Annotated in this window: 22 protein-coding genes; 6 read left to right on the top strand and 16 right to left on the bottom strand. The window is 63.4% G+C overall.

The window, feature by feature from the left end; translation table 11 throughout:
- Positions 1-175 precede the first annotated feature (175 nt).
- On the top strand, positions 176-1462 hold the full coding sequence (locus tag C3F42_RS15210; protein ID WP_094011527.1) for a diguanylate cyclase: 1287 nt from the start codon (positions 176-178) through the stop codon (positions 1460-1462).
- Between the two features lie 130 nt (positions 1463-1592).
- On the top strand, positions 1593-3371 hold the full coding sequence (locus C3F42_RS15205) for an acyl-CoA dehydrogenase C-terminal domain-containing protein (protein ID WP_104444586.1): 1779 nt from the start codon (positions 1593-1595) through the stop codon (positions 3369-3371).
- Between the two features lie 379 nt (positions 3372-3750).
- On the opposite strand, the gene C3F42_RS15200 is transcribed toward C3F42_RS15205, so the two are convergent.
- Positions 3751-4674 (bottom strand): LysR family transcriptional regulator, encoded by a 924-nt coding sequence (locus C3F42_RS15200; protein WP_023629202.1) that lies wholly within the window; start codon positions 4672-4674, stop codon positions 3751-3753.
- 210 nt (positions 4675-4884) lie between these two features.
- Here C3F42_RS15200 and C3F42_RS15195 point away from each other — a divergent pair, with 210 nt between their 5' ends.
- On the top strand, positions 4885-6162 hold the full coding sequence (locus tag C3F42_RS15195; RefSeq protein ID WP_094011525.1) for an aspartate aminotransferase family protein: 1278 nt from the start codon (positions 4885-4887) through the stop codon (positions 6160-6162).
- Between the two features lie 154 nt (positions 6163-6316).
- The gene (locus C3F42_RS15190; RefSeq protein ID WP_003177654.1) at positions 6317-6475 is read left to right on the top strand and encodes a YqaE/Pmp3 family membrane protein; all 159 of its coding nucleotides are present in this window, start codon (positions 6317-6319) and stop codon (positions 6473-6475) included.
- Between the two features lie 93 nt (positions 6476-6568).
- Here the strand turns inward: C3F42_RS15190 and C3F42_RS15185 are convergent, their stop codons facing one another.
- The 11 genes from C3F42_RS15185 to C3F42_RS15135 form a co-directional block, all read right to left on the bottom strand.
- A complete protein-coding gene (locus tag C3F42_RS15185) occupies positions 6569-8380 on the bottom strand; it encodes a S9 family peptidase (RefSeq protein WP_094011524.1) in 1812 nt (603 codons plus the stop codon).
- Positions 8361-9509, bottom strand: a complete 1149-nt coding sequence (pqqE, locus tag C3F42_RS15180) for a pyrroloquinoline quinone biosynthesis protein PqqE (protein ID WP_038707229.1) — start codon at positions 9507-9509, stop codon at positions 8361-8363. The genes C3F42_RS15185 and pqqE overlap by 20 nt, the downstream gene beginning before the upstream one ends.
- Positions 9481-9756, bottom strand: a complete 276-nt coding sequence (pqqD, locus tag C3F42_RS15175) for a pyrroloquinoline quinone biosynthesis peptide chaperone PqqD (RefSeq protein WP_023629204.1) — start codon at positions 9754-9756, stop codon at positions 9481-9483. The genes pqqE and pqqD overlap by 29 nt, the downstream gene beginning before the upstream one ends.
- Positions 9753-10490 carry a pyrroloquinoline-quinone synthase PqqC gene (pqqC, locus tag C3F42_RS15170; protein WP_177182920.1) on the bottom strand — a complete coding sequence of 246 codons (738 nt, stop codon included), beginning with the start codon at positions 10488-10490 and terminating at the stop codon, positions 9753-9755. The genes pqqD and pqqC overlap by 4 nt, the downstream gene beginning before the upstream one ends.
- Positions 10491-10517: 27 nt before the next feature.
- Positions 10518-11429 carry a pyrroloquinoline quinone biosynthesis protein PqqB gene (gene pqqB / locus C3F42_RS15165; protein ID WP_104444585.1) on the bottom strand — a complete coding sequence of 304 codons (912 nt, stop codon included), beginning with the start codon at positions 11427-11429 and terminating at the stop codon, positions 10518-10520.
- Positions 11430-11502: 73 nt separating this feature from the next.
- Positions 11503-11574 (bottom strand): pyrroloquinoline quinone precursor peptide PqqA, encoded by a 72-nt coding sequence (gene pqqA, locus C3F42_RS15160; protein ID WP_003243383.1) that lies wholly within the window; start codon positions 11572-11574, stop codon positions 11503-11505.
- Positions 11575-11744: 170 nt separating this feature from the next.
- A complete protein-coding gene (gene pqqF, locus C3F42_RS15155; RefSeq protein ID WP_104444584.1) occupies positions 11745-14060 on the bottom strand; it encodes a pyrroloquinoline quinone biosynthesis protein PqqF in 2316 nt (771 codons plus the stop codon).
- A gap of 52 nt (positions 14061-14112) precedes the next feature.
- Positions 14113-14895 carry a carbon-nitrogen hydrolase family protein gene (locus C3F42_RS15150; protein ID WP_094011521.1) on the bottom strand — a complete coding sequence of 261 codons (783 nt, stop codon included), beginning with the start codon at positions 14893-14895 and terminating at the stop codon, positions 14113-14115.
- A 16-nt stretch (positions 14896-14911) separates the two neighbouring features.
- Complete coding sequence (locus tag C3F42_RS15145) at positions 14912-16594, bottom strand: NAD(P)/FAD-dependent oxidoreductase (RefSeq protein ID WP_094011520.1); 1683 nt, start codon at positions 16592-16594, stop codon at positions 14912-14914.
- 160 nt (positions 16595-16754) lie between these two features.
- Positions 16755-17069, bottom strand: coding sequence for a DNA-binding transcriptional regulator (locus C3F42_RS15140; protein ID WP_094011519.1), 315 nt, complete (start codon positions 17067-17069; stop codon positions 16755-16757).
- The gene (locus C3F42_RS15135; protein WP_094011518.1) at positions 17047-17409 is read right to left on the bottom strand and encodes a toxin; all 363 of its coding nucleotides are present in this window, start codon (positions 17407-17409) and stop codon (positions 17047-17049) included. The genes C3F42_RS15140 and C3F42_RS15135 overlap by 23 nt, the downstream gene beginning before the upstream one ends.
- A gap of 453 nt (positions 17410-17862) precedes the next feature.
- Here C3F42_RS15135 and C3F42_RS30095 point away from each other — a divergent pair, with 453 nt between their 5' ends.
- Entirely contained in the window at positions 17863-18153 is a 291-nt protein-coding gene (locus C3F42_RS30095; RefSeq protein ID WP_094011517.1) for a DUF3077 domain-containing protein, read from the top strand.
- A 5-nt stretch (positions 18154-18158) separates the two neighbouring features.
- Here C3F42_RS30095 and C3F42_RS15125 read toward each other — a convergent pair whose 3' ends face one another.
- A complete protein-coding gene (locus C3F42_RS15125) occupies positions 18159-18620 on the bottom strand; it encodes an Lrp/AsnC family transcriptional regulator (protein ID WP_094011516.1) in 462 nt (153 codons plus the stop codon).
- A 146-nt stretch (positions 18621-18766) separates the two neighbouring features.
- Here C3F42_RS15125 and C3F42_RS15120 point away from each other — a divergent pair, with 146 nt between their 5' ends.
- The gene (locus tag C3F42_RS15120; protein ID WP_094011515.1) at positions 18767-19462 is read left to right on the top strand and encodes a CatB-related O-acetyltransferase; all 696 of its coding nucleotides are present in this window, start codon (positions 18767-18769) and stop codon (positions 19460-19462) included.
- Positions 19463-19516: 54 nt separating this feature from the next.
- Here the strand turns inward: C3F42_RS15120 and C3F42_RS15115 are convergent, their stop codons facing one another.
- From C3F42_RS15115 to C3F42_RS15105, 3 genes are all read right to left on the bottom strand, one after another.
- Positions 19517-19888: a hypothetical protein gene (locus C3F42_RS15115; protein ID WP_094011514.1), complete on the bottom strand. Its 372-nt coding sequence runs from the start codon at positions 19886-19888 to the stop codon at positions 19517-19519.
- Positions 19889-20018: 130 nt separating this feature from the next.
- A complete protein-coding gene (locus C3F42_RS15110; RefSeq protein WP_094011513.1) occupies positions 20019-20345 on the bottom strand; it encodes a helix-turn-helix domain-containing protein in 327 nt (108 codons plus the stop codon).
- Positions 20329-20583 (bottom strand): type II toxin-antitoxin system RelE/ParE family toxin, encoded by a 255-nt coding sequence (locus tag C3F42_RS15105; RefSeq protein ID WP_104444583.1) that lies wholly within the window; start codon positions 20581-20583, stop codon positions 20329-20331. Before C3F42_RS15105 ends, C3F42_RS15110 begins: the two co-directional genes overlap by 17 nt.
- Positions 20584-20703 lie beyond the last annotated feature (120 nt).

Here is a 20703-nt window from a genome sequence, read left to right as displayed (position 1 = left end):
GCAGAGGCCCGCGATGGGCCTTGCCAACAGGCCAATGTCGCATCCAGTTACGAGAAAGTCTCAAGCTGGCCGCCATCCTTGCCGTTAAAGCGTCCGTAAATTCATCTATTCATGTGCGCTGCCGATGAAGTAGGGGCACAATGCCATTATTGATCTGCCGGGTCGGAGATTACCCTTGTTTCGTCTATCCGCTGTACGTGCGAGCCACTTTCTGCCATCGCTGATCCTTCTGCTGGCGGGGCTCGCTGCAGCCTATGTGAGGGACCTCAGTGTCTTTTTCACATCGCTGTTCAATGTTTTGCCCACCTTGGTTCTGTTACTGGGCGGCGCCTACTGCGCGGTGTATCGCCGCCAGCGTGAGCTGTTCCTGATGGTCACGGTGTACATCGCCTATTTCCTGCTCGACACCCAGACCGACTTCTACCGCGACAACGGCCGGGTCCGTGACGATGCCGCGGTGATCTTCCACTTGGTTTGCCTGTTGTTGCCGGCGCTGTTTGGCCTGTATGGCGCCTGGCAGGAACGTACGCACCTGGCCCAGGACCTTCTGGCCCGTTTCGCCGTGCTGTTCGCGGTTAGCAGCGTGGCCGTGGCGCTGGAGCAAAGTTTCCCCGAGGCGCTACTTGGCTGGCTGGCCGAGATCCGCTGGCCCTCGTTGCATGGCCAGTGGATGAGCCTAATCCAGTTGGCCTATCCGCTGTTCCTGGCGGTGTTCATCCTGTTGGTGGCGCAGTACCTGCGTGAGCCCAGGCCGTTGCATGCCGCACAGATCATCGGCCTGGTGGGTATCTTCTGGATGCTGCCCAAGACTTTCATCCTCCCCTTCACCCTGAACATCATGTGCAGCCAGGTGATGCTGATGATTGCCGCGGCGGTGTCCCACGAGGCCTACCAGATGGCCTTCCGCGATGAGTTGACCGGCCTGCCGGGACGACGGGCCTTGAACGAGCGTATGCAACGCCTGGGGCGCAACTATGTAATCGCCATGACCGACGTTGACCACTTCAAGAAATTCAACGATACCCATGGTCATGATGTCGGCGACCAGGTATTGCGCCTGGTTGCAAGCCGCTTGTCCAAGGTGACCGGCGGCGGTCGCGCCTACCGTTATGGTGGCGAAGAGTTCGCCTTGGTGTTTGCCGGCAAGACTGCCGAAGAATGCTTGCCCCACCTGGAGGCGGTACGCGAGATGATCGCCAACTATGCGATCCAACTGCGTGACCAGAACAGCCGGCCGCAGGATGACTCAACCGGTCGCCAGCGTCGCGGGGGCGGCGCAAACACCACGGTGTCGGTGACTATCAGCATCGGCGTGGCCGAGCGCCAGGCCGAGCACCGCAACCCCGATGAAGTGCTCAAGTCGGCCGACCAGGCGCTGTATAGCGCCAAAGGCGCGGGACGTAACTGCGTCATGACCTTCGGCCAGCAGTCGCGTCGTGGTGCTGTGCGCATGGCAGGTTAGTGAGTGACTATGGTAGACCATTCGGTCGCATGATGACCCTATGTCTCGTAAAAGTTGTTCGGTTACACTGCGGTCATCCCAGTGCTGCGGCCCTCATCGGCCGCCCCGACCCCGATAGCGAGAGGTTGTCATGGCTGAATATAAAGCGCCCCTGCGCGATATGCGCTTCGTCCTCAATGAAGTCTTCGACGTGGCCACGCTCTGGTCGCAACTGCCCGGCCTTGCCGAGGCAGTCGATGCCGATACGGCCATGGCGGTGCTGGAGGAGGCCGGCAAGGTCACCGGCAAGACCATCGCGCCGCTGAGCCGTGCCGCCGACGAAGAGGGTTGCCATTGGGACAACGGCTCGGTGCGCACCCCGGCGGGCTTCATCGAGGCATACAACACTTATGCCGAAGGTGGCTGGGTCGGCGTTGGCGGCGATCCGCTCTTCGGTGGCATGGGCATGCCCAAGGTCGTTTCGGCCCAGGTCGAGGAAATGGTCAATGCCTCGAGCCTGGCCTTCGGCCTGTACCCGATGCTGACCGCCGGCGCCTGCCTGTCGATCAACGCCCACGCCAGTGAACCGCTCAAGGAAAAGTACCTGCCGAACATGTACTCGGGTGTCTGGGCCGGCTCCATGTGCCTCACCGAGCCCCACGCCGGTACCGACCTGGGCATCATCCGCACCAAGGCCGAGCCCCAGGCTGATGGCAGCTACAAGGTCAGCGGCACCAAGATCTTCATCACCGGTGGCGAGCACGATCTCACCGAGAACATCATCCATCTGGTACTGGCCAAGCTGCCGGATGCACCGGCAGGCCCGAAAGGCATCTCGCTGTTCCTGGTGCCCAAGTTCCTGGTCAACGAAGATGGCAGTCTCGGCGCGCGCAACCCGGCCACTTGCGGCTCGATCGAGCACAAGATGGGCATCCAGGGCTCGGCCACCTGCGTGATGAACTTCGACGAAGCGGTCGGCTATATCGTCGGCGAGCCGAACAAAGGCCTGGCAGCCATGTTCACCATGATGAACTACGAGCGCCTGGGGGTTGGCATCCAGGGCCTGGCCTCGGCCGAGCGCTCCTACCAGAACGCCGTGGAGTATGCCCGCGACCGTCTGCAGAGCCGCGCCCCGACCGGCCCGCAGGCCAAGGACAAGGTGGCCGACCCGATCATCGTCCACCCGGACGTGCGCCGCATGCTGCTGACCATGAAGGCGCTGACCGAAGGCGGCCGGGCGTTCTCCACCTATGTGGCGATGCAGCTCGACAGCGCCAAGTACAGCGAAGACGCCGCGACCCGCAAGCGCAGTGAGGAACTGGTGGCGCTGCTTACCCCGGTGGCCAAGGCCTTCCTCACTGACCTGGGTCTGGAGTGCACGGTGCATGGCCAGCAGGTCTTCGGCGGCCATGGCTACATCCGTGAGTGGGGCCAGGAGCAGCTGGTGCGCGATGTGCGCATCACCCAGATCTACGAAGGCACCAATGGTATCCAGGCACTGGACCTGGTCGGTCGCAAGGTGGTGGCCAGTGGTGGCGCTTACTACAAGCTGTTCGCCGACGAGATTCGCGAGTTCATCGCCGTCAGCGCTGCTGACCTTGGCGAGTTCACCAAGCCCCTGGCAGCCTCCCTCGACCAGCTCGACGAGCTGACCAACTGGGTGCTGGATCAGGCCAAGGGCAACCCCAACGAGATCGGCGCGGCTTCGGTCGAATACCTGCACGCATTCGGTTATGTCGCCTACGCCTACATGTGGGCACTGATGGCGCGGGCTGCCAAGGCCGGCGAAGGCGATGCGGACTTCTATGGCGCCAAGTTGGGCACGGCACGTTTCTACTTTGCACGCCTGTTGCCGCGAGTCCATTCGCTGGCGGCGTCGGTGAAAGCTGGTAGCGAATCGCTGTACCTGCTGGACGCTGCGCAGTTCTGACCCCGAGCGGACTGCTTGATAACCTGATTGCGGCATGAGGCCGCCCCGCACCGGATACATCCGGTGCCGGGCGGCTTTTTGTTTTGCCGGCGGCACATGTTTGTGAACAAACCTCTTTTGTAAGCTTTGGCTTACACGACGTGGTGACGTTTCGCCTCTTTCCTGAGATTGGATCCACGGTTACTCTTTCTTACATGGACGTAGCGCAGGACGCGCAATGGACAGAGCAGGACGCCTTACAAGGAAGTTGCGCAGGAAGCGCGAAAAGATAGAACAGGGACAAGAAGGATTTCCTGCCAGGATGGCGGGGTGATAGGGATGTCGAAGGGAAACAGTCTGGAAAACCCCGCTTAGGCGGGGTTTTCTTTATGGGCGCGTTTCAGCCAAGCACGTCCAACGGTGAAATCCCCAGCTGGCGTGGGTCGGCTTCTTCCTCCAACAAGCTGCGCAGCAGCTCGACCGAGGCCTGTTGACGTTGTGCGTCACGAAACACCAGGCCTACCTTCAACGGAATACGTGGCTCGCTGAGAGGTTTCCACAGCAGCTCCTGGTCGTCCTGGGTGGCTTCCTTGGCCCGACCCGGCAGGATGGTCGCCAGCGCAGTGTGCGCCAGGCTGTCGAGGATACCCGCCATGTTGTTCATCTCGGCCTGCACCTGCGGCCTGCGCCCTTGGCTGGCCAGCTGCGCCTTCCAGATCTGGCGGATCTGGAATTCTTCGCCAAGCATCAGCATCGGTAACTCGGCAGCCTGACGCATCGAGACTTTCTTGAAGTCCTTCAACGGGTGGGCACGGGGAATGACCAATTGCAGTTCATCTTCGTACAGCAGCAAGCCATGCAGGCCAGGCTGGCGTGGCGGCAGGTAGCTGATGCCGATGTCCAGGCTGCCGTTGAGCAGGCGCCGCTCGATCTCTGACCCCGACAGTTCATAGATCTGTACCACCAGGTGCGGCTGGGCTTTGCGCACCCGCTCCAGAAGTTGCGGCACCAGGCTTGGCCGCACGGTCTGCAGTACCCCGATAGCCAGGGTGCGCAGTGATTGGCCCTTGAAGTTGCCCATGGCCTCGTGGGCCCGTTGAAGGCCTTCGAGCAAGGGCACGGCGTGGTTGTACAGGGTATGCGCGGCGAGCGTGGGCAGCAGGCGTTTGTTGCTGCGTTCAAACAGGCTCAGGTCGAGGCTGTGCTCCAGCTGGCGAATCTGTTGGGACAGCGCTGGCTGGGACAGCGAAAGGCGTTCGGCGGCGCGGCCCACATGGCCTTCTTCATAGACCGCGACGAAGTAACGCAGTTGGCGAAAATCCATAAGTGATACTTATCGAAAAAGCTGAGAAATCGAAATGGCCGGGAAACGACTAGAGCCCTAGTCTATCGCCGTATTCCAACGGGTTACAGCGCTCAACCCGGCGATTGTTACCGCAGCTGAGAAACACTTTTGATAGGCAAGGCAGAATATTCAATTCCGGCGTCAGACCGGAGCCTTGACCGCCCACCACCGTGATTGGCCGGAGTCCCGATGAACCTGTTCAACCTGCGCCGTTCGGCACCCGCCGTCGCCGAGCCCAAGGGTGCCTCGGTGAGCGTGCCGGCCGCCGCGCAGTGCTCCCGCGAGCGGCTGATGCCCAGCATCGAACGTGCGCCGCACGTGTTCGTGCGAGGCCAGGGATCGTGGTTGTGGGACGACGAGGGTCACGCCTACCTGGACTTCACCCAGGGTTGCGCGGTGAACAGTCTGGGCCACAGCCCGAGCGTGCTGGTCAAGGCCCTGGGCGACCAGGCCCAGGCCTTGATCAATCCAGGCGCGGGCTACCACAGCCGCGGCCTGCTGAACCTGGCCGAGTTGCTGTGCCAGCGCACCGACAGTGATCAGGCCTACCTGCTCAACAGTGGCGCCGAGGCCTGCGAGGGGGCGATCAAGCTGGCGCGCAAATGGGGCCAGCTGCACCGCAACGGCGCCTATCACATCATTACCGCCAGCCAAGGTTGCCATGGGCGCACGCTCGGGGCGTTGTCGGCGTCCGACCCGCTGCCATGCAACCGTTGCGAGCCCGGCTTGCCGGGCTTCAGCAAGGTGCCTTTCAACGACCTGGCGGCGCTGCATGCGGCGGTCGACTCGCGCACCGTGGCGATCATGCTCGAGCCGATACAGGGTGAGGCCGGCGTGATTCCGGCCACCCGTGAGTACCTCCAGGGTGTCGAGCGGTTGTGCCGTGAGCTGGGCATTCTGCTGATCCTCGATGAGGTGCAGACCGGTGTAGGACGTTGCGGCGCCCTGTTGGCAGAGGAAACCTACGGCGTGCGGGCCGACATCATCACTCTCGGCAAAGGCCTGGGCGGCGGTGTGCCGTTGGCCGCGCTGCTGGCCCGCGGACGCGCCTGCTGCGCCGAACCGGGCGAGCTGGAAGGCAGCCACCATGGCAACGCACTGATGAGCGCTGCCGGGATGGCTGTGCTGCAGACCGTGCTGGAGAAGGGGTTCTTCGAGCAGGTGATGGACAGTGGTCGCCACCTGCGCGATGGCCTCAGCCGCCTGGCTGGCCGCTATGGCCAGGGCGAAGTGCGTGGCCAGGGGCTGCTGTGGGGGCTGCAACTGCGTGAGGGGACCGCAGTGCCGCTGGTCGAGGCGGCATTGCAGGAAGGCTTGCTGCTCAATGCCCCGCAGGCCGATGTTGTGCGCTTCTCGCCGGCGCTGACCGTGAGCAAAGGCAACATCGACGAAATGCTTCAGCGCCTGGCCCGGGCGTTCACCCGGCTGCATGCCCACCAGCACAATCGCCGCGAAGTTCCGGCCTGACTTGGCACCGGCATACAGAATTTCAACGAACCGTCTCGCGTTCCTGCGCATCGCCTCTGGTCTGAAATACATGGCCAGGGGCGTTTTTTTGCCCGGTGGAACCTCCGGGCGGTGCGACTAGTCTGTGTTGATACACTTTCAAGGAGCGCACCGCATGGACTTCATTCGCATCATCATCGCTATCCTCCTGCCACCGCTGGGCGTATTTCTCCAGGTGGGATTCGGTGGCGCGTTCTGGCTGAACATCCTGCTGACCCTGCTGGGTTATATCCCCGGGATCGTGCACGCGGTGTACATCATTGCCAAGCGCTGAGAGCAAAGACCGCTCTGCAAGCATGAACTGCGTGGGAGCGGCGCACCGCCGCTCCCACGCAGTTGCAGTTGAAGCCTGAAACTCTGTTTTGCCCTACCGGCCTAGCAACCGGCAGTAGAACTTCCACTCTTCGTCGAGCGCATGCGCCAGATTCGCCGCCTGGCGAAACCCATGCCGCTCGCCCGCATAAAAATGCCCCTCGGCTTGGATGCCATTGGCCTGTAGGGCCTCGAGCATCAAGCGTGTCTGCCCCGGTACCACCACCGCATCCAGCTCACCCTGGAAGAAAATCACCGGTACCTTGATCCGTCCGGCGTGCAGCAATGGTGTGCGCTGGCGATATCGATCGGCATCGCGTTGCGGGTCGCCGATCAGCCAGTCCAGGTAGTCGCTTTCGAACTTGTGGGTGGCCCTGCCCAGCGCTTCGGGGTCGCTGACGCCGTACAGGCTGGCGCCGCCACGGAACACATCCTGGAAGGCCAAGGCGCATAGGGTAGTGTAGCCCCCCGCGCTGCCACCGCGGATGAAGGCCTGGGCCGGGTCGATCAGGCCCAGCTCGGCAAGATGCCTGACTGCCCCGCAGGCGTCCTCGACGTCGCATTCGCCCCAGCGCAGGTACAGCGCCTGGCGATAAGCGCGACCGTAGCCGCTGCTGCCTCGGTAGTTGAGGTCGGCGACGGCGAAGCCGCGTTGGGTCCAATACTGGATACGCGAGTCGAGCACCGGGTAGCAGGCCGAGGTCGGGCCGCCATGGATGAACACCACCAGTGGGGGTAGGCCGGCCGTACCTTGCATGGCTGGGTAGAAGAAGCCGTGGGCCGAACCATCGCCACTGGCATAGTGGATCGGCTGGGGGCGGCTGATGTGTTCCACCGGTAGCACCTCGGCGCCGCCTGCCAGTACTTCGACTGCGTGGCTGCGCTGGTCGATGGCGATCACCGCCGCTGGGCTGATCGGCGAGGCGGCCACTGCATAGATGCGCTCGTTATCCAAGGCCAGGCCACGGAACCGCGTGTATGCACTGGCATAGCGTTCCACTTCGCCGCTGTCGCGGCGCAACCCCAGTTCTCCGAAGCCGTCCTCGAACCAGCTGGCCAGATAGCTGGCGGGGCCGAGGGCCAGCCAAGTGCTGGCGCCCAGCTGCCAAGGAGCTGCGGCGTGGTCTGCGGATGCGGCGGGCAGACGTTGCCAGTGTCCGTCGAGCTCGCCCCAGGGTTGCCAGAAACCGTCGCGATCGGAAAGGCAGTACAAGCGGCCTTGCTCATCGAAGCGGGGCTGCTGCAAGGATTCGTCCTGCGCGGCGACGCAGCGTACCGCGCCCCAGGCGCCAGAAGGTTCGCGTTCCCGGCACATCAGGCGGGTGACGGTCCAGGGTTGCGCCGGCCGGTCCCACTCGATCCAGGCCAGGCGGCATCCATCGTGGCTCAGTGTGGGGGAGGCATAGAAGTCGGCGCCTTCTGCCAGGATCTGTCGATGCTCTGCGGTGAGACCCACAAGGCGATGCTCGACCTGCTCCCCGTGGTGTTCCTCGACGGCCAGAACCAGGCCCGCATGCCACTGCACATCACCGTAGCGGCGGTCGTCAGCATGGGTGAGCCGGTGCGGCAAGCTGCCGTCCAGTGCCTGCAGATAGACCTGCTGGTCCTGTTCGTTGACGAACACCAGCCCTTCGTCGCTCAGGCAAAAACTGCCGCCGCCGTACTCGTAGACCCGGCTGCGCACACTGAACCCCTCCGGGGTCAGGCAACGTGCCTGGTGGTCGCGCCAATGCCAGATCCGACAAGCGCCATCGGCCGGCCGGAACTCGTTCCAGAACACACCGTGTTCGCCGACCTTCAGTTCGGCGAAGTCGGTCCCGGCGGCCACCGCCTGGGTGGCGCTGAACTCAGCCGCGGGCAATGACATGGGAGTTGCGCTCGTTGCGGAAGGTCATCTGTTCAATCTCCAGCGTAGCGTGCTCGGCTTCTTCGCGGGCCTTGAGGATGATGCCGTGGTCCGGTGACTTGGCGCACACCGGGTCGGCCTTGCTGGCATCGCCGGTGAGCATGAAGGCCTGGCAGCGGCAGCCGCCGAAGTCCTTTTCCTTCTCGTCGCACGAGCGGCACGGCTCGGGCATCCAGTCATAGCCCCGGAAGCGGTTGAAGCCGAACGAGTCGTACCAGATGTGGCGCAGGTCATGGTCGCGCACATTGGGGAACTGCACCGGCAGCTGGCGCGCGCCATGGCAGGGCAGGGCGGTGCCGTCCGGGGTGATGGTCAGGAACAGGCTGCCCCAGCCATTCATGCAGGCCTTGGGGCGCTCTTCGTAGTAGTCGGGGGTGACGAAGATCAGCTTGCACGGGCTGCCTTCGGCCTTGAGCTTGTCGCGGTACTCATTGGTGATGCGCTCGGCCCGTTCCAGCTGGGCGCGGGTCGGCAGCAGGCCAAGGCGGTTGAGGTGCGCCCAGCCGTAGAACTGGCAGGTGGCCAGCTCCACGAAGTCGGCCTCAAGGGCGATGCACAGCTCGATGATGCGGTCGATCCGGTCGATGTTGTGCCGATGGGTGACGAAGTTGAGCACCATCGGGTAGCCGTGGGCCTTCACCGCCCGGGCCATCTCCAGTTTCTGCGCGAAGGCCTTCTTCGAGCCGGCCAGCAGGTTGTTCACCTGCTCGTCGCTGGCCTGGAAGCTGATCTGGATATGATCCAGCCCGGCCTGCTTGAACGCGGCGATCTTCTGCTCGGTCAGGCCGATGCCGGAGGTGATCAGGTTGGTGTAGTAGCCCAGGCGCCGGGCCTCGCCGATCAGCTCGGCGAGGTCCTGGCGCACCAGCGGTTCGCCGCCGGAAAAACCGATTTGCGCGGCGCCCATCTCGCGGGCTTCGGCCATCACCTTGAACCACTGCTCGGTGCTCAGCTCTTTGCCCTGCTCGGCGAAATCCAGCGGGTTCGAGCAGTACGGGCACTGCAGCGGGCAGCGGTAGGTGAGTTCGGCCAGGAGCCACAACGGCAGGCCGACCGGCACCTCAGGCGAGGGTGATCCAGTGTTCGGCACGGGCCACCTCCATGAACTGCTCGATGTCGTCGGCGACTTCGGGCACACCGGGGAACTGCTGTTGCAGCTCGCTAATGATCGCGGCGACGCTGCGCTGGCCATCGATCAGTCCGCCAATCAGGCCCGCGCTGTCGTTGAGCTTGATCATCCCCTCGGGGTACAGCAGCACATGGCCCTTTTGCGCGGGCTCGTACTGGAAACGATAGCCGGGGCGCCAGGCGGGCACTTGTTGACGGTCGAAACTCATAGGGCAATCCCCTTGTGCCAGACCCGCTCGGCGGTGACGCTGTGATACGGCGGGCGGTTCAGTTCATAGGCCATGCTCATGGCATCGAGCATGCTCCACAGGATATCCAGCTTGAACTGCAGGATCTCCAGCATGCGCTCCTGCCCTTCGCGGGTGGTGTAGTGCTGCAGGGTGATCGCCAGACCGTGTTCTACATCACGCCGGGCCTGGCCCAGGCGGGTGCGGAAGTATTCGTAGCCGGCCGGGTCGATCCACGGGTAGTGCTGCGGCCAGCTGTCCAGGCGTGACTGGTGGATCTGTGGGGCGAACAGTTCGGTCAGCGAGCTGCTGGCGGCCTCCTGCCAGCTGGCGCGGCGGGCGAAGTTGACGTAGGCGTCGACGGCGAAGCGCACGCCGGGCAACACCAGCTCCTGGCTACGCAATTGGTCCGGGTCCAGGCCCACGGCCTGGCCCAGGCGCAACCAGGCCTCGATGCCGCCGTCCTCGCCGGGTGCGCCATCGTGGTCGAGCAGGCGCTGGATCCACTCGCGGCGGATTTCGCGGTCCGGGCAGTTGGCCAGGATCGCCGCATCCTTCATCGGGATGTTGACCTGGTAGTAGAAGCGGTTGGCCACCCAGCCCTGGATCTGCTCGCGGCTGGCGCGGCCTTCATACATCGCCACGTGGTAGGGGTGATGGATGTGGTAATAGGCACCCTTGGCGCGCAGGGCCTGCTCGAACTCGGTAGGGGACATCGGCGTTGCGTCGCTCACGGGGCCTCCTTACAGCTCGATACTCATGCCATCGAAGGCGACTTCCACGCCCCGGCGCTGTACTTCGGCGCGTTCCGGCGAGTCTTCGTCGAGGATCGGGTTGGTGTTGTTGATGTGGATAAGCACCTTGCGCTGACGTGGGAAACCGTCCAGCACCTCGAGCATGCCGCCCGCGCCATTCTGCGCCAGGTGGCCCATCTCGCGGCCGGTGCGGGTGCCGACGCCGCGGCGCTGCATCTCATCATCCTCCCACAGGGTGCCGTCGACCAGCAGGCAGTCGGCGCCATGCATCTTCTCCAGCAGCTTGGCGTCGACCTGGCCCAGGCCCGGCGCGTAGAACAGCTTGCCGCCGGTGCGGGTGTCCTCCACCAGCAGCCCGAGGTTGTCGCCCGGGTGCGGGTCGAAACGGTGCGGCGAGTAGGGCGGTGCGGCGCTGCGCAGTGGGAAGGGGGTAAAGCGAAGGTTAGGGCAGGCATTGATGACGAAGCTGCCAGCCAGCTCAATGCGGTTCCACACCAGCCCGCCGTTCCAGTGGCTGAGCATGTTGAACAGCGGGAAGCCGGTGGACAGGTCCTGGTGGACCATGTCGGTGCACCACACTTGGTGCGGGCAGCCTTCGCGCAGGCTGAGCAGGCCGGTGGTGTGGTCGATCTGGCTGTCGAGCAGGACGATGGCATCGATACCGGTGTCACGCAGGGCACGGGCCGGCTGCATCGGCGCGAAGGCCTGGAGCTGGGCGCGGATGTCCGGTGAGGCATTGCACAGGATCCAGTCCTCGCCGTCGTCGGACAGGGCGATGGACGACTGGGTACGCGCCGTGGCGCGCAGGGTGCCGTCGCGGTAGCCCTTGCAGTTGACGCAGTTGCAGTTCCACTGGGGGAAGCCGCCACCGGCGGCGGAACCGAGAATCTGGATGTACATGCGCGCCCTCGTAAACGCTGATCCGAAAAACGACAACGCCCCGGCGGGCCGAGGCGTCGTAACGCACTGCCGCTCAGCGGTTGGCGAAGTACATGGTAACTTCGAAGCCGATACGCAGGTCAGTGTATGCAGGTTTGGTCCACATGGGTTTGCTCCTTCCGGATGGGATTTGAGGTGGTCGGTTCATTATTGGGTTCTCTCAGGCACGAGAGGTTCCATTGACCGAGATTGCGCTATCTTACAAGAAAAAATTGTACCGAAAGGTTAATTATTCGAAATGTGCCCTTGCACAAACGGTAACAATCATTTCCGCCCTCACCGCCATTTGGCGTCCGGCGCGACGACATTGGCCAGGCAAAGCCAACCGTGCCTGGCGTCGATGAGTTGCTGCAGTAGTTCGTCCAACTGAACTTGCTCGACATTGAGAATAGACCGGCGCATCCGCGACAGGTCCGGATTGTGGGTCGCCATATGTGCCTGCCAGGCCCATTGAGCGACATCGGCATTGCTCATCGCCGTTTCGTCGAACTGATTGGCCAGTTGCGTGCGGGCATCGGCGTCCAGCGCGACGCCTTGACCCAGCAGATCCAGCAGGTGGCCAAGGATCTGCGCGTGGCTGGCGTGCGGGGATTGCACGCCGAACAGGAGCCCACCGTAGCCTTCGATCTGACGAAAGGCGCTGAACACCGCATAACCCAATTGCAGATCAACGCGCAGGCGTTGATAGACGGGGCCTTGCAACAGATGGGCGAGCAGGCGGCCGGTGGGCTGCAGGTGCGCAGGCAATGGACAGAACAGCAACAGTGCGGGCTCGCTGCCCTTGGTCGGGATCTGCCGCCAGTGGCGCTCGTGGAACGGATGAGGCTCTGAGGGCTCGGCAGGTTGACCCATGAGGCTTTGCAGTACCGTTCCCAGCGCCCCCTGTTGCGCCGCGTCGAATCCTTGCGCCAACCCCTGCCACCGGGCCTGCTGCCAGAGTGAATCGAGCTGCGGCTGGTCCGGCGTGCAGGCCGGTAGTGGTTGCATTGCGCCCATCAGCAAGGTGTTCGGCAGTGCCTTGAGCAACGCGCGGATCGGTATCAAGGGGGCTTCGGCTGCCGTTGGTGCCTGCCAATGCTGCCTGGCAGGCGCGCGCAGCAACGCAAGCGCCTCCTGTGTGGCGTTGATCACGGCCAGGGGATGCCCCGCCAGGTGCAACTGCCAGTACTCGCCGCAGGCCTCGAAGCCCAGGTGCAATGCCGCCTGCGTGGCACGCTCGCGCAACGGTCGAAGGCTGTGCTCGAGAACGGTCCACAGGCGTTGGCGCAGAGGTGACGGAACCTGCCAGCGCAGGTCCAGGGCCGCGAACTGGCGTGCTGGCGGCAGGCAGTGGCCGATAGCGAGCGCGGCTGGCAATGCACTGCCGATCGTGGGCAGGGCGTCTGCCAGCAGTGCTTCCTCGGGTGGCAGTTGCCAGTCCCCTGCAGCCATGGATGGCAGGTCGGCCAACAGTGCATCGAAGGCGGCCAGTCCTTGGCCCGACAGACCGCTGAACGACCGGCCGGCGCTGTCGCGCTGGGCCAGTTCGAGCGCGCTTCCAGCTTGTTCCCGGCGCTGCTGTAGTTGAGTGAAGCGCAGGTTCAGCTGTCCAGGATCCTGCTGGCGTAGAAAGCCCAGCCAGCCATGCAGCAGCGCCCGGGCCTCGGCCAGGCAGGCCTCGTCCGACAGCTGCAACTGGACATGCCAGAGCAGCTGCCCGGCATGGGCGTGGAGTTGTTGCGCCTTGCAGTCCTGCAGCCAGCCCCGTTTGCGCAAGGCATCCAGCCAACCGCCAGGCCGGCTGTCGGTGAGCTGGGCCAGTAACAATTCAAGCGCCTGCTCCGCGCCTTCCGGCATGCGGTCATGGGCGAACAGCCAGTCCTGACGGGCACCCCATGCGGTTGGCTGGCGCAAAGGCGCTTCGAGCAAGGCGGGCGGCGGATTGCGGACGGCGCCCGGACCCTGGGCGAACAACTTGCCGTAACGTCTGCCCAGTTGTGCCAGCTCATCCAGTGACTGCGGGCCGACCAGGCTCAAGGTGAGCTGCGTGCCTTGATAGTGGTGTTGATGGAACAGTCTCAGCCCTTGCTGGAAGGCCGGGCTTTCCAGCGGCAGGCTGTAGCGGTTGCCCGCATGGAAAGCGCTCAGCGGATGGCGCGCCGACACCGATTGCAACAGAGTGAACTGGCGTTGGGCTTCGGGGTTGCGCGACCAGGCGATGAACTCGGCATGAATCACCTCGCGTTCGCGGCGCTGGCGCTCGATGGCAAAGTCCGGTTCGGCGAGCATCTGGCACAGACGCTCCAGCCCGCCGGCCAGCGCCATGGGCGGCACTTCGAAGAAGAAGTCGGTGGTGCGCTCGCGGGTGCTGGCGTTGACCTGGCCACCCAGGCCCTGGACATAGCGCATGAGGCCGTCGTGCAGCGGGAAGCGCGCGGTGCCGAGGAAGAACAGGTGTTCGAGAAAGTGCGCCAGGCCCGGCCAGCGCGCCGGGGCGTCGTGGCTGCCTGCATGCACCCGCAGCGCTGCCGCAGCGCGCTTGAGGCGTGGGGCATGGCGCAGGGTCAGGTGCAGGCCGTTGGCGAGGGTGAGGTGGCGAATGGCGTCGGACATGACGCCATGCTAGCGCGCAATGCTGAGGTTGTCTGGTCTGGCCCTGCCGCAGTTAATGCAGATCCCGACGCAGGTCCGCCAGGTAGGGAAATGCTTCCCGCCCTTTCAATACCCGCTCGCGCTGCAGATCTGCCAGCAACAGTCCTTCTTCGTGGCCGGCTATTGCCAGCACATCCCCGTCCGGCCCAATGATGCTGCTCTGCCCGCAATACTGGATCTCGCTCTCGCTGCCGCAGTAGTTGGCGTACACCAGGTAGCACTGGTTCTCTTGCGCCCGCGAGCGCACGGTCACCTGGCAGACGAAGTCGTAGGGCGCCATGTTCGCCGTCGGCACCAGGATCAGCTCAGCGCCGTTCAGCGCCAGGCGCCGGGCGTTCTCCGGGAACTCGATGTCGTAGCAGATCAACAGACCTACCTTCCAGCCGTCCAGCTCGACTACCGGGAAGTGATCGGCGCCTGGGCTGAACATCGAGCGGTCGAGCTCACCGAACAGGTGGGTCTTGCGGTAGTTGCACAGGCTGCTGCCATGGGCATCGATCAGTTGCACGCTGTTGTAGATCGCCCCGTCCTCGGCCCGCTCCGGATAGCCATAGACGATGGCGATCCGGTGCGCTTGGGCAATCTCGACGACGCTCATCGCCGAGGGGCCGTCCTCGGCCTCGGCCAGGCGTTCCACCTGGTCCAGGCCGATGTTGTAGCCGCTGAGGAACATCTCCGGGCATACCAGCAACTGCGCGCCGCGGGCAGCGGCCAGCTGGGCCTGGTGCTGCAGGCGCTCGAGGTTGCCGGGCACGTCCAATGGCTTTGGCGTACCCTGGTAGAGGGCGATGCGCATGGCGCTACTCCTTCGCTCAGTCGGCCAGGGCGATCGGACCGATCTCGTGGAACACATCGCCTGGGCCGGGATTGTCCGGGTGGGTCTGGCCACCGAAGTGGTTGATGATACCCCACACGGCATTGAGCGAAGTCTGCACCGCGCCTTCGACCCAGGCCGGGGTCCACGACACGTCGTCACCGGCGATGAAGATGCCGCGCTGCTCGGCGGGCATGTCGGCCTGCATGAAGTGTGCGTACATGCGCTGGTTGTAGCGGTAGTGGCCCGGCAGCGCGCCCTTGAAGGCGCCGAGGAAGTGCGGGTCGGCCTCCCACGAGATGGTGATCGGATCGCCGATGATATGCCCGGCGATATCGGTCTTGGGGTAGATCTTCTTCAGCGCGTCGAGGGCCAGTTGCACGCGCTTTTCGGTCGGGTGCGGCAGCATCTTCAGGGCGTCGCTCATCCAGGCGTAGGACAGGCAGATCACTCCCGGCTTGTCGTCGCCGTTGTCGAACAGGTAGGTGCCGCGGGTCAGACGGTCGGTGAGGGTCATGCTCATCAGGTCGCGGCCGGTCTGCGGATCCTTGTCCTTCCAGAACGGGCGATCGACCATGACGAAGGTCTTCGACGACTGCATGTAGCGGGTGCGGTCCAGGGCCATCCACATTTTCTGTGAGAACAGCGACTCCTCGCAGTCGATCTGGGTGGTCAGCAGCCAGCTTTGGCAGGTGGTGAGTACAGCAGCGTAGTGGCGCACGTCACCATAGTTGTCGGTGACCGCCAGGCGACCATCGCTGGCGCGGGCAATGCGCTTGACCCCGGTGCGCGGCGCGCCGCCATGCAGCGTACTGAGGCTGGTGCCGGCCGGCCAGTGGGCGCAGCGCTCCGGTACATGGCGCCAGATGCCCTGCGGCACCTGCTCGACGCCGCCGACCACCAAATGCTGATGGTCGTCGCAGTTGGTCATCACCACGCGGAAGATTTCCAGCATCGAATTGGGGAAGTCCGAGTCCCAGCCGCCTGTGCCGAAGCCCACCTGGCCGAACACCTCGCGGTGCTGGAAGCTCAGTTTGGCGAACGAGCGCGAAGTGGCGACGAAGTCATAGAAAGTGCGGTCGTCCCACAGAGGCACCAGCTTGTTCCACAGGTCTTTCAGGCGCGGCACGTCGCGGTCACGAATGGCCTGCTGAATGTCGGCGAACTGCGCGCCGCTCTCCAGGGCGTCCGCCCAGGCGTCGGCCACTTCGTGGAACAGGTGTGGCAGGTCGGCGTACTTCTCGGCGTAGTAGGTCTGGCCTTCCAAGTCGATCACCGTACTCCCCGAGGCCGGCGTCAGCGGGTTAGGGAAGGGCTTGGTCTCCAGGCCCAGCTTGTCGACGTAGTGGTAGAAGGCGGTGGACGACACCGGGAAGCGCATGCCGCCCAGTTCGGCGACGATGCCGTCGGTGCCGTTGAACACCTGCGAACGCAGCCTGCCACCCAGCTTGGAAGCTTCGTACACCACGGGCTTGAGGCCCAGCTTCATCAACTCGTAGGCCGCCACCAGCCCGGCAATACCGCCACCGACGATCGCCACCTCTTCGCCATGGCGCGCCTCGGGAATGCTGCCCAGGCCGGCCGGGTGCTCCAGCCAGTCGTCGAAGGCGAAGGGGAAGTCCGGGCCGAAGATGGTGATGGGTTTCTTGCCGTCGGCGGGGTGGCGGTTTTTCTTGTTCATGTAATGACCTTGCCAGGGGCTGCGCAGGGGGCGGAGCCTGAGTATAGAGAATGCCTGGTGGCCATTTTATGAAGCGGGGTGTTCGTTATTAAGGTGAAAACTGACGTCGTTATGTGATTTGTTTCGTCTTGATGATTGATGTTCATTAAAAAATGACGAATCAGCTCAATGATGCCAAGTGCTCGACGGTTTCAGGGTACTTCTGCACCAGCCGGATCAGTGCCACGGCCTGGGCGTTGGGCTTGGAGCGGCCTTGCTCCCAGCTCTCCAGGGTGCGGGCGTTGGTGCGCAGGTACGCGGCAAACACCGCCCGGGACATGTTCAGGCGCTGGCGCAGCTCGGTCAGTTCATTGGGGGCCAGCGGGGCCAGTTCCTCGAAGGTTACCTTGTGCGAACGCAGGGTCAGTTTGCCGGAGCGCACATCGGCAAGGGCATCGAAACCTTCGGTGAGTTCAGTGAAGATGTTGCGTGGCATTGGTCGTCCTCATCAGGTATTCGCGTTCAAGCAGGTTCTTCAGGGCCTGGCGTTGCTGCGGTGTCAGGTCATCCTGGACTTCCTTTCCGTAAAGCGTGAAAAGCCAGAACTGCAGCCCAGCCTGCCACCAGTAGTAGATGATCCGGGTGCCGCCTCGCTTGCCTTTATGGCGTAGTGCATCGGCGAAACGCACCTTCCTGAGGCCGCCCGTTCCCTTGATGACGTCACCCGCATGGGGATGCAGAAGCAGTACGCGTTGCAGAGACCGGAAATCTTCATCGTCCAGATACTGGCTGCGAAAGCGCTCGAAAGCGGGCAGCTCGATAAATAGGGCATCCATTTTTTGTACGTGATCCGCGTATAGTTTGTGATGAGGTTTGTGCTACGTCAATAGGGCAGATGTCATCAGCCTAAACGTGGATCGAGGGAGTGCTGGCGGGGGAGAGTTGCCGGATATGTCATTGGGAGGATGCTAGGTTTTTGTTTGTCAGACCATTTCCTACAGACGTGAAATTTAACGAGACCTATCCTACAAGCCCTGTCGCTCCGGTCTGGCTGTGCGGGTAAACCTTCGCGGTTAACTTCAGCCGGTCACCGCATATTCGGTGATCGGGCGTGAGAACCCGGCGATCAAACTGGAGGCATGCTGTCATGGCAGCTGTGCGCGGGCAGGTTCTGCCTGGCCGGAATGTAGCCTCCAACTTCGCCGGTTCTCACCCCGCCCATGGCTGCCACCCATTCCCGTGAGAAGGTTGCGTGGTGGCCTGCTTGAGCCGGTAATGGAGGCAACACCATGAAAAAGGTCGTCCCCGACCCACCCCTCACTTTGAACCCAACCACCGAGCAGTCCTTCTGCTCCTGCCAGTCCAGCCATCCCCCTATCTTCACCGTACGCCCCGGCGTCGATGCCGCCGACGCCCTGGTCCACGCGAGCATGCTGGCCCAGGCCATCCAGGAAATCGCCGACGACTATGCCCAGCATCATGCCCCCGAGGCGGGGCGGGCGATGATCTGGTCGATCCTGCATTCGGCGGAAACGGTACGGGCGCTGCTGGAGGGGTTGCTCGACGCGATGGAGGCCTGAGGACCTCAGCCTGGCTGCCCGCGGTCCACCTTGCTGCTGAGGATGATCGACGTGGTGGTCTTCTCCACCCCGTCGAGGCTGCCGATCAGGTCGAGCAACTGGTCCAGTTGCTCCGGTGAGTCGCTGAGCAGCCAGGCCACATAGTCGAATTCGCCACTGACCGCGCACAACTGCTGGACCTGCCCCATGGCGCTCAGGTGGCGTACGATGTCCTTGCCTGAGCGCGGCTGCGCCTTGATCCCCACGTACGCCTGCAGACCGCCGCCGATCAGGCGCTGCCCCAGGCGCACGCCATAGCCGGTGATCACCTTGTTGCGCTCCAGGCGTTCGAGGCGCGAGTTCACCGTGGTACGGGCGATCCCCAGTTGGCGGGCGAGCGTGGCGACGCTTTCGCGGGCGTTGATCTGCAACAGGGAGATCAACTGGCGATCGATGGCGTCGAGGGTGATGGAGGAGGTGGCCGGCATGGTAGGTCTCTTTTGTCGAGCTGCTAGCCTATGCAAGCGCGACCGATTCGCGCAAGGCGCCCAAGGCTGGCATTACGTTGGCAAGGCGGTACGATAGCGGGCCGCTGCCGCTCGGCAGCCTGGACCATGGCAGGAGTGATTGACCCATGAAGTTCAAGGACTGGTACTGGCGGCGATGGATTCGCCAACACGGTTGCAAGGTGAGCACGGGCATTTCCAAGTTCGGCAAGCGCGCCAGGCTGGCGCTCGAGGCCGAGGTGCGCATCGGCGATGTGGCGGTCAGCGCCGCCACCCTGGATGTCTCGATCGGGGCTCACACCTATATCCGCAGTGGCGGCTCGCTGCAGGTGGTCGAGTCGATCGGGCGCTATTGCTCGATCGGCAGCGCGGTGGTCATCGGCCAGGAAAAATACGCTCATCCCACCGACTGGCTGAGTTCCCACCCTTTCCAGTTCACCGGCACCCAGTGGCAATACGAGCCGCCGAGCACGCCGGCACGCATTGGCCATGACGTGTGGATCGGCGAAGGTGCGATGATCATGGAGGGCGTCGAAGTGGGCACGGGCGCGATTGTCGCCACTCGCGCCCTGGTGACTCGGGACGTGCCGCCCTATGCCGTGGTGGCGGGCTTTCCAGCCAAGGTGGTGCGTTATCGATACCCGGAAGCGATGATCGAGCGTCTGCTCGCATCGCGCTGGTGGGAGCGCGATACCCGGCAGTTGCTGGAGCTGCCGCTGCACGACCCTGCCGCCTGTCTTGACCGGATCAGCGGGCTCGGTGAGGCAAGTTACACGAGGATCGAAATTTCGCGGCGGGGCTGCAAGGTGCTGGCGTCGGTTTGAATCGCCGAGAGACGTTTACGACCGGGGCTGCTGCGCAGCCCTGATCGGATTTGATCAACGTGACGCGCTGGTCTGCGCCGTGGCGCAAGGCGACTTCAGGCCAGCAGTCATGCTCTCGACATTGTCGAGCATCTGGTTGCCTTTGTTGACCTTCTGCGCGTTCTCGGCAAGCTGCATGCGTTGGTCATAGGTGGCTGAAGTGCCATTCATGCTGTTCTTGGTTTCGAGCACGGAGTTGGCGATGCTGAGCAGGCTGCGGCCTGTGGAGATCAGGTTGTCGGTTGCGCTGGGCGTGCACGGGGCATTGCCGCCAGCCATCTGACTGGGCTGCTGGCCCTGGTTGTAGGAGCCCGGTGCCACGCAACCTGCGAGCGTGGCCAGCATCGGTACAACGAGCAGGGTTCCAAGCGTTCCTTGGATGTTCATGTGACGTTCCCTCGATCACTGGGCTCCGACCCGGTGCCGAAGCGATGGAGGGATTCTAGAAACGCGGCCGTGATGGCGAAATAGAACGGGTGTGCTAGAGGCACTTTGCCGCTGGTCAGAGCGACCCGAACTACAGATCCAGAGACTGCACCGGTATACCCAGCGCTGCCGCGATCTTCTCGCGGGTAGCCTTGCGTGGCCGTTCGGCCGCTTCTTGTTGGGCGTAGGCTGACTGGGATATACCCAGGCGCTCTGCCACTTGAGCCTGGGTGAGGTCCAGATGCTTGCGCCACGCGCCGATGGGGGTCAAACCGTCTTTGACCATGTAGCCCACGACTGCATTGGGCACCAAGTCATCCTTTGGGCGGCTGGAGATGTAGTCGGCGTAAGGGAGCACAACGAAGGCTGGCCGGCCATCCGCCCCGTTGATGATCTGTACGTTAGTAGGTGTGCTCATCGCGCTTCTTGACCTCTTCGATATTTACGATCTTCACCCCGCCGTCCCAGTCGAAAAGGATGCGGTAGTTCCCGACCCGTAGCCTGTAGCCATACTGATGGTTGACCAACGTCTTGACGTTCTGGACGTTCGGCATGTGAGCCAGTGCCTGGGCGGCATCGTAGATCTTGGGCTGATCGGCCTTGTTGATCTTTCTGAGCTGTTTGACTGCCTTGCGTGACCAGCTGATCGTGCCCATGCCCATTTCACCTTGCTCCCAAGGTTGAATTATAAGTTATTTATAAGTTTTGTCGAGATGGGGCAGGTGGTCGCAGTTGGCATGAAGGGGCGATCTGGGGTCGGGGCGGGGTACGGCTGC

It is taken from the genome of Pseudomonas sp. PONIH3, assembly GCF_002934345.1.
GTDB classification, from domain to species: Bacteria; Pseudomonadota; Gammaproteobacteria; order Pseudomonadales; family Pseudomonadaceae; genus Aquipseudomonas; species Aquipseudomonas soli.
The sequence above is the reverse complement of the archived record's forward strand: the minus strand, read 5'-3'. Positions and strand labels throughout refer to the sequence as shown.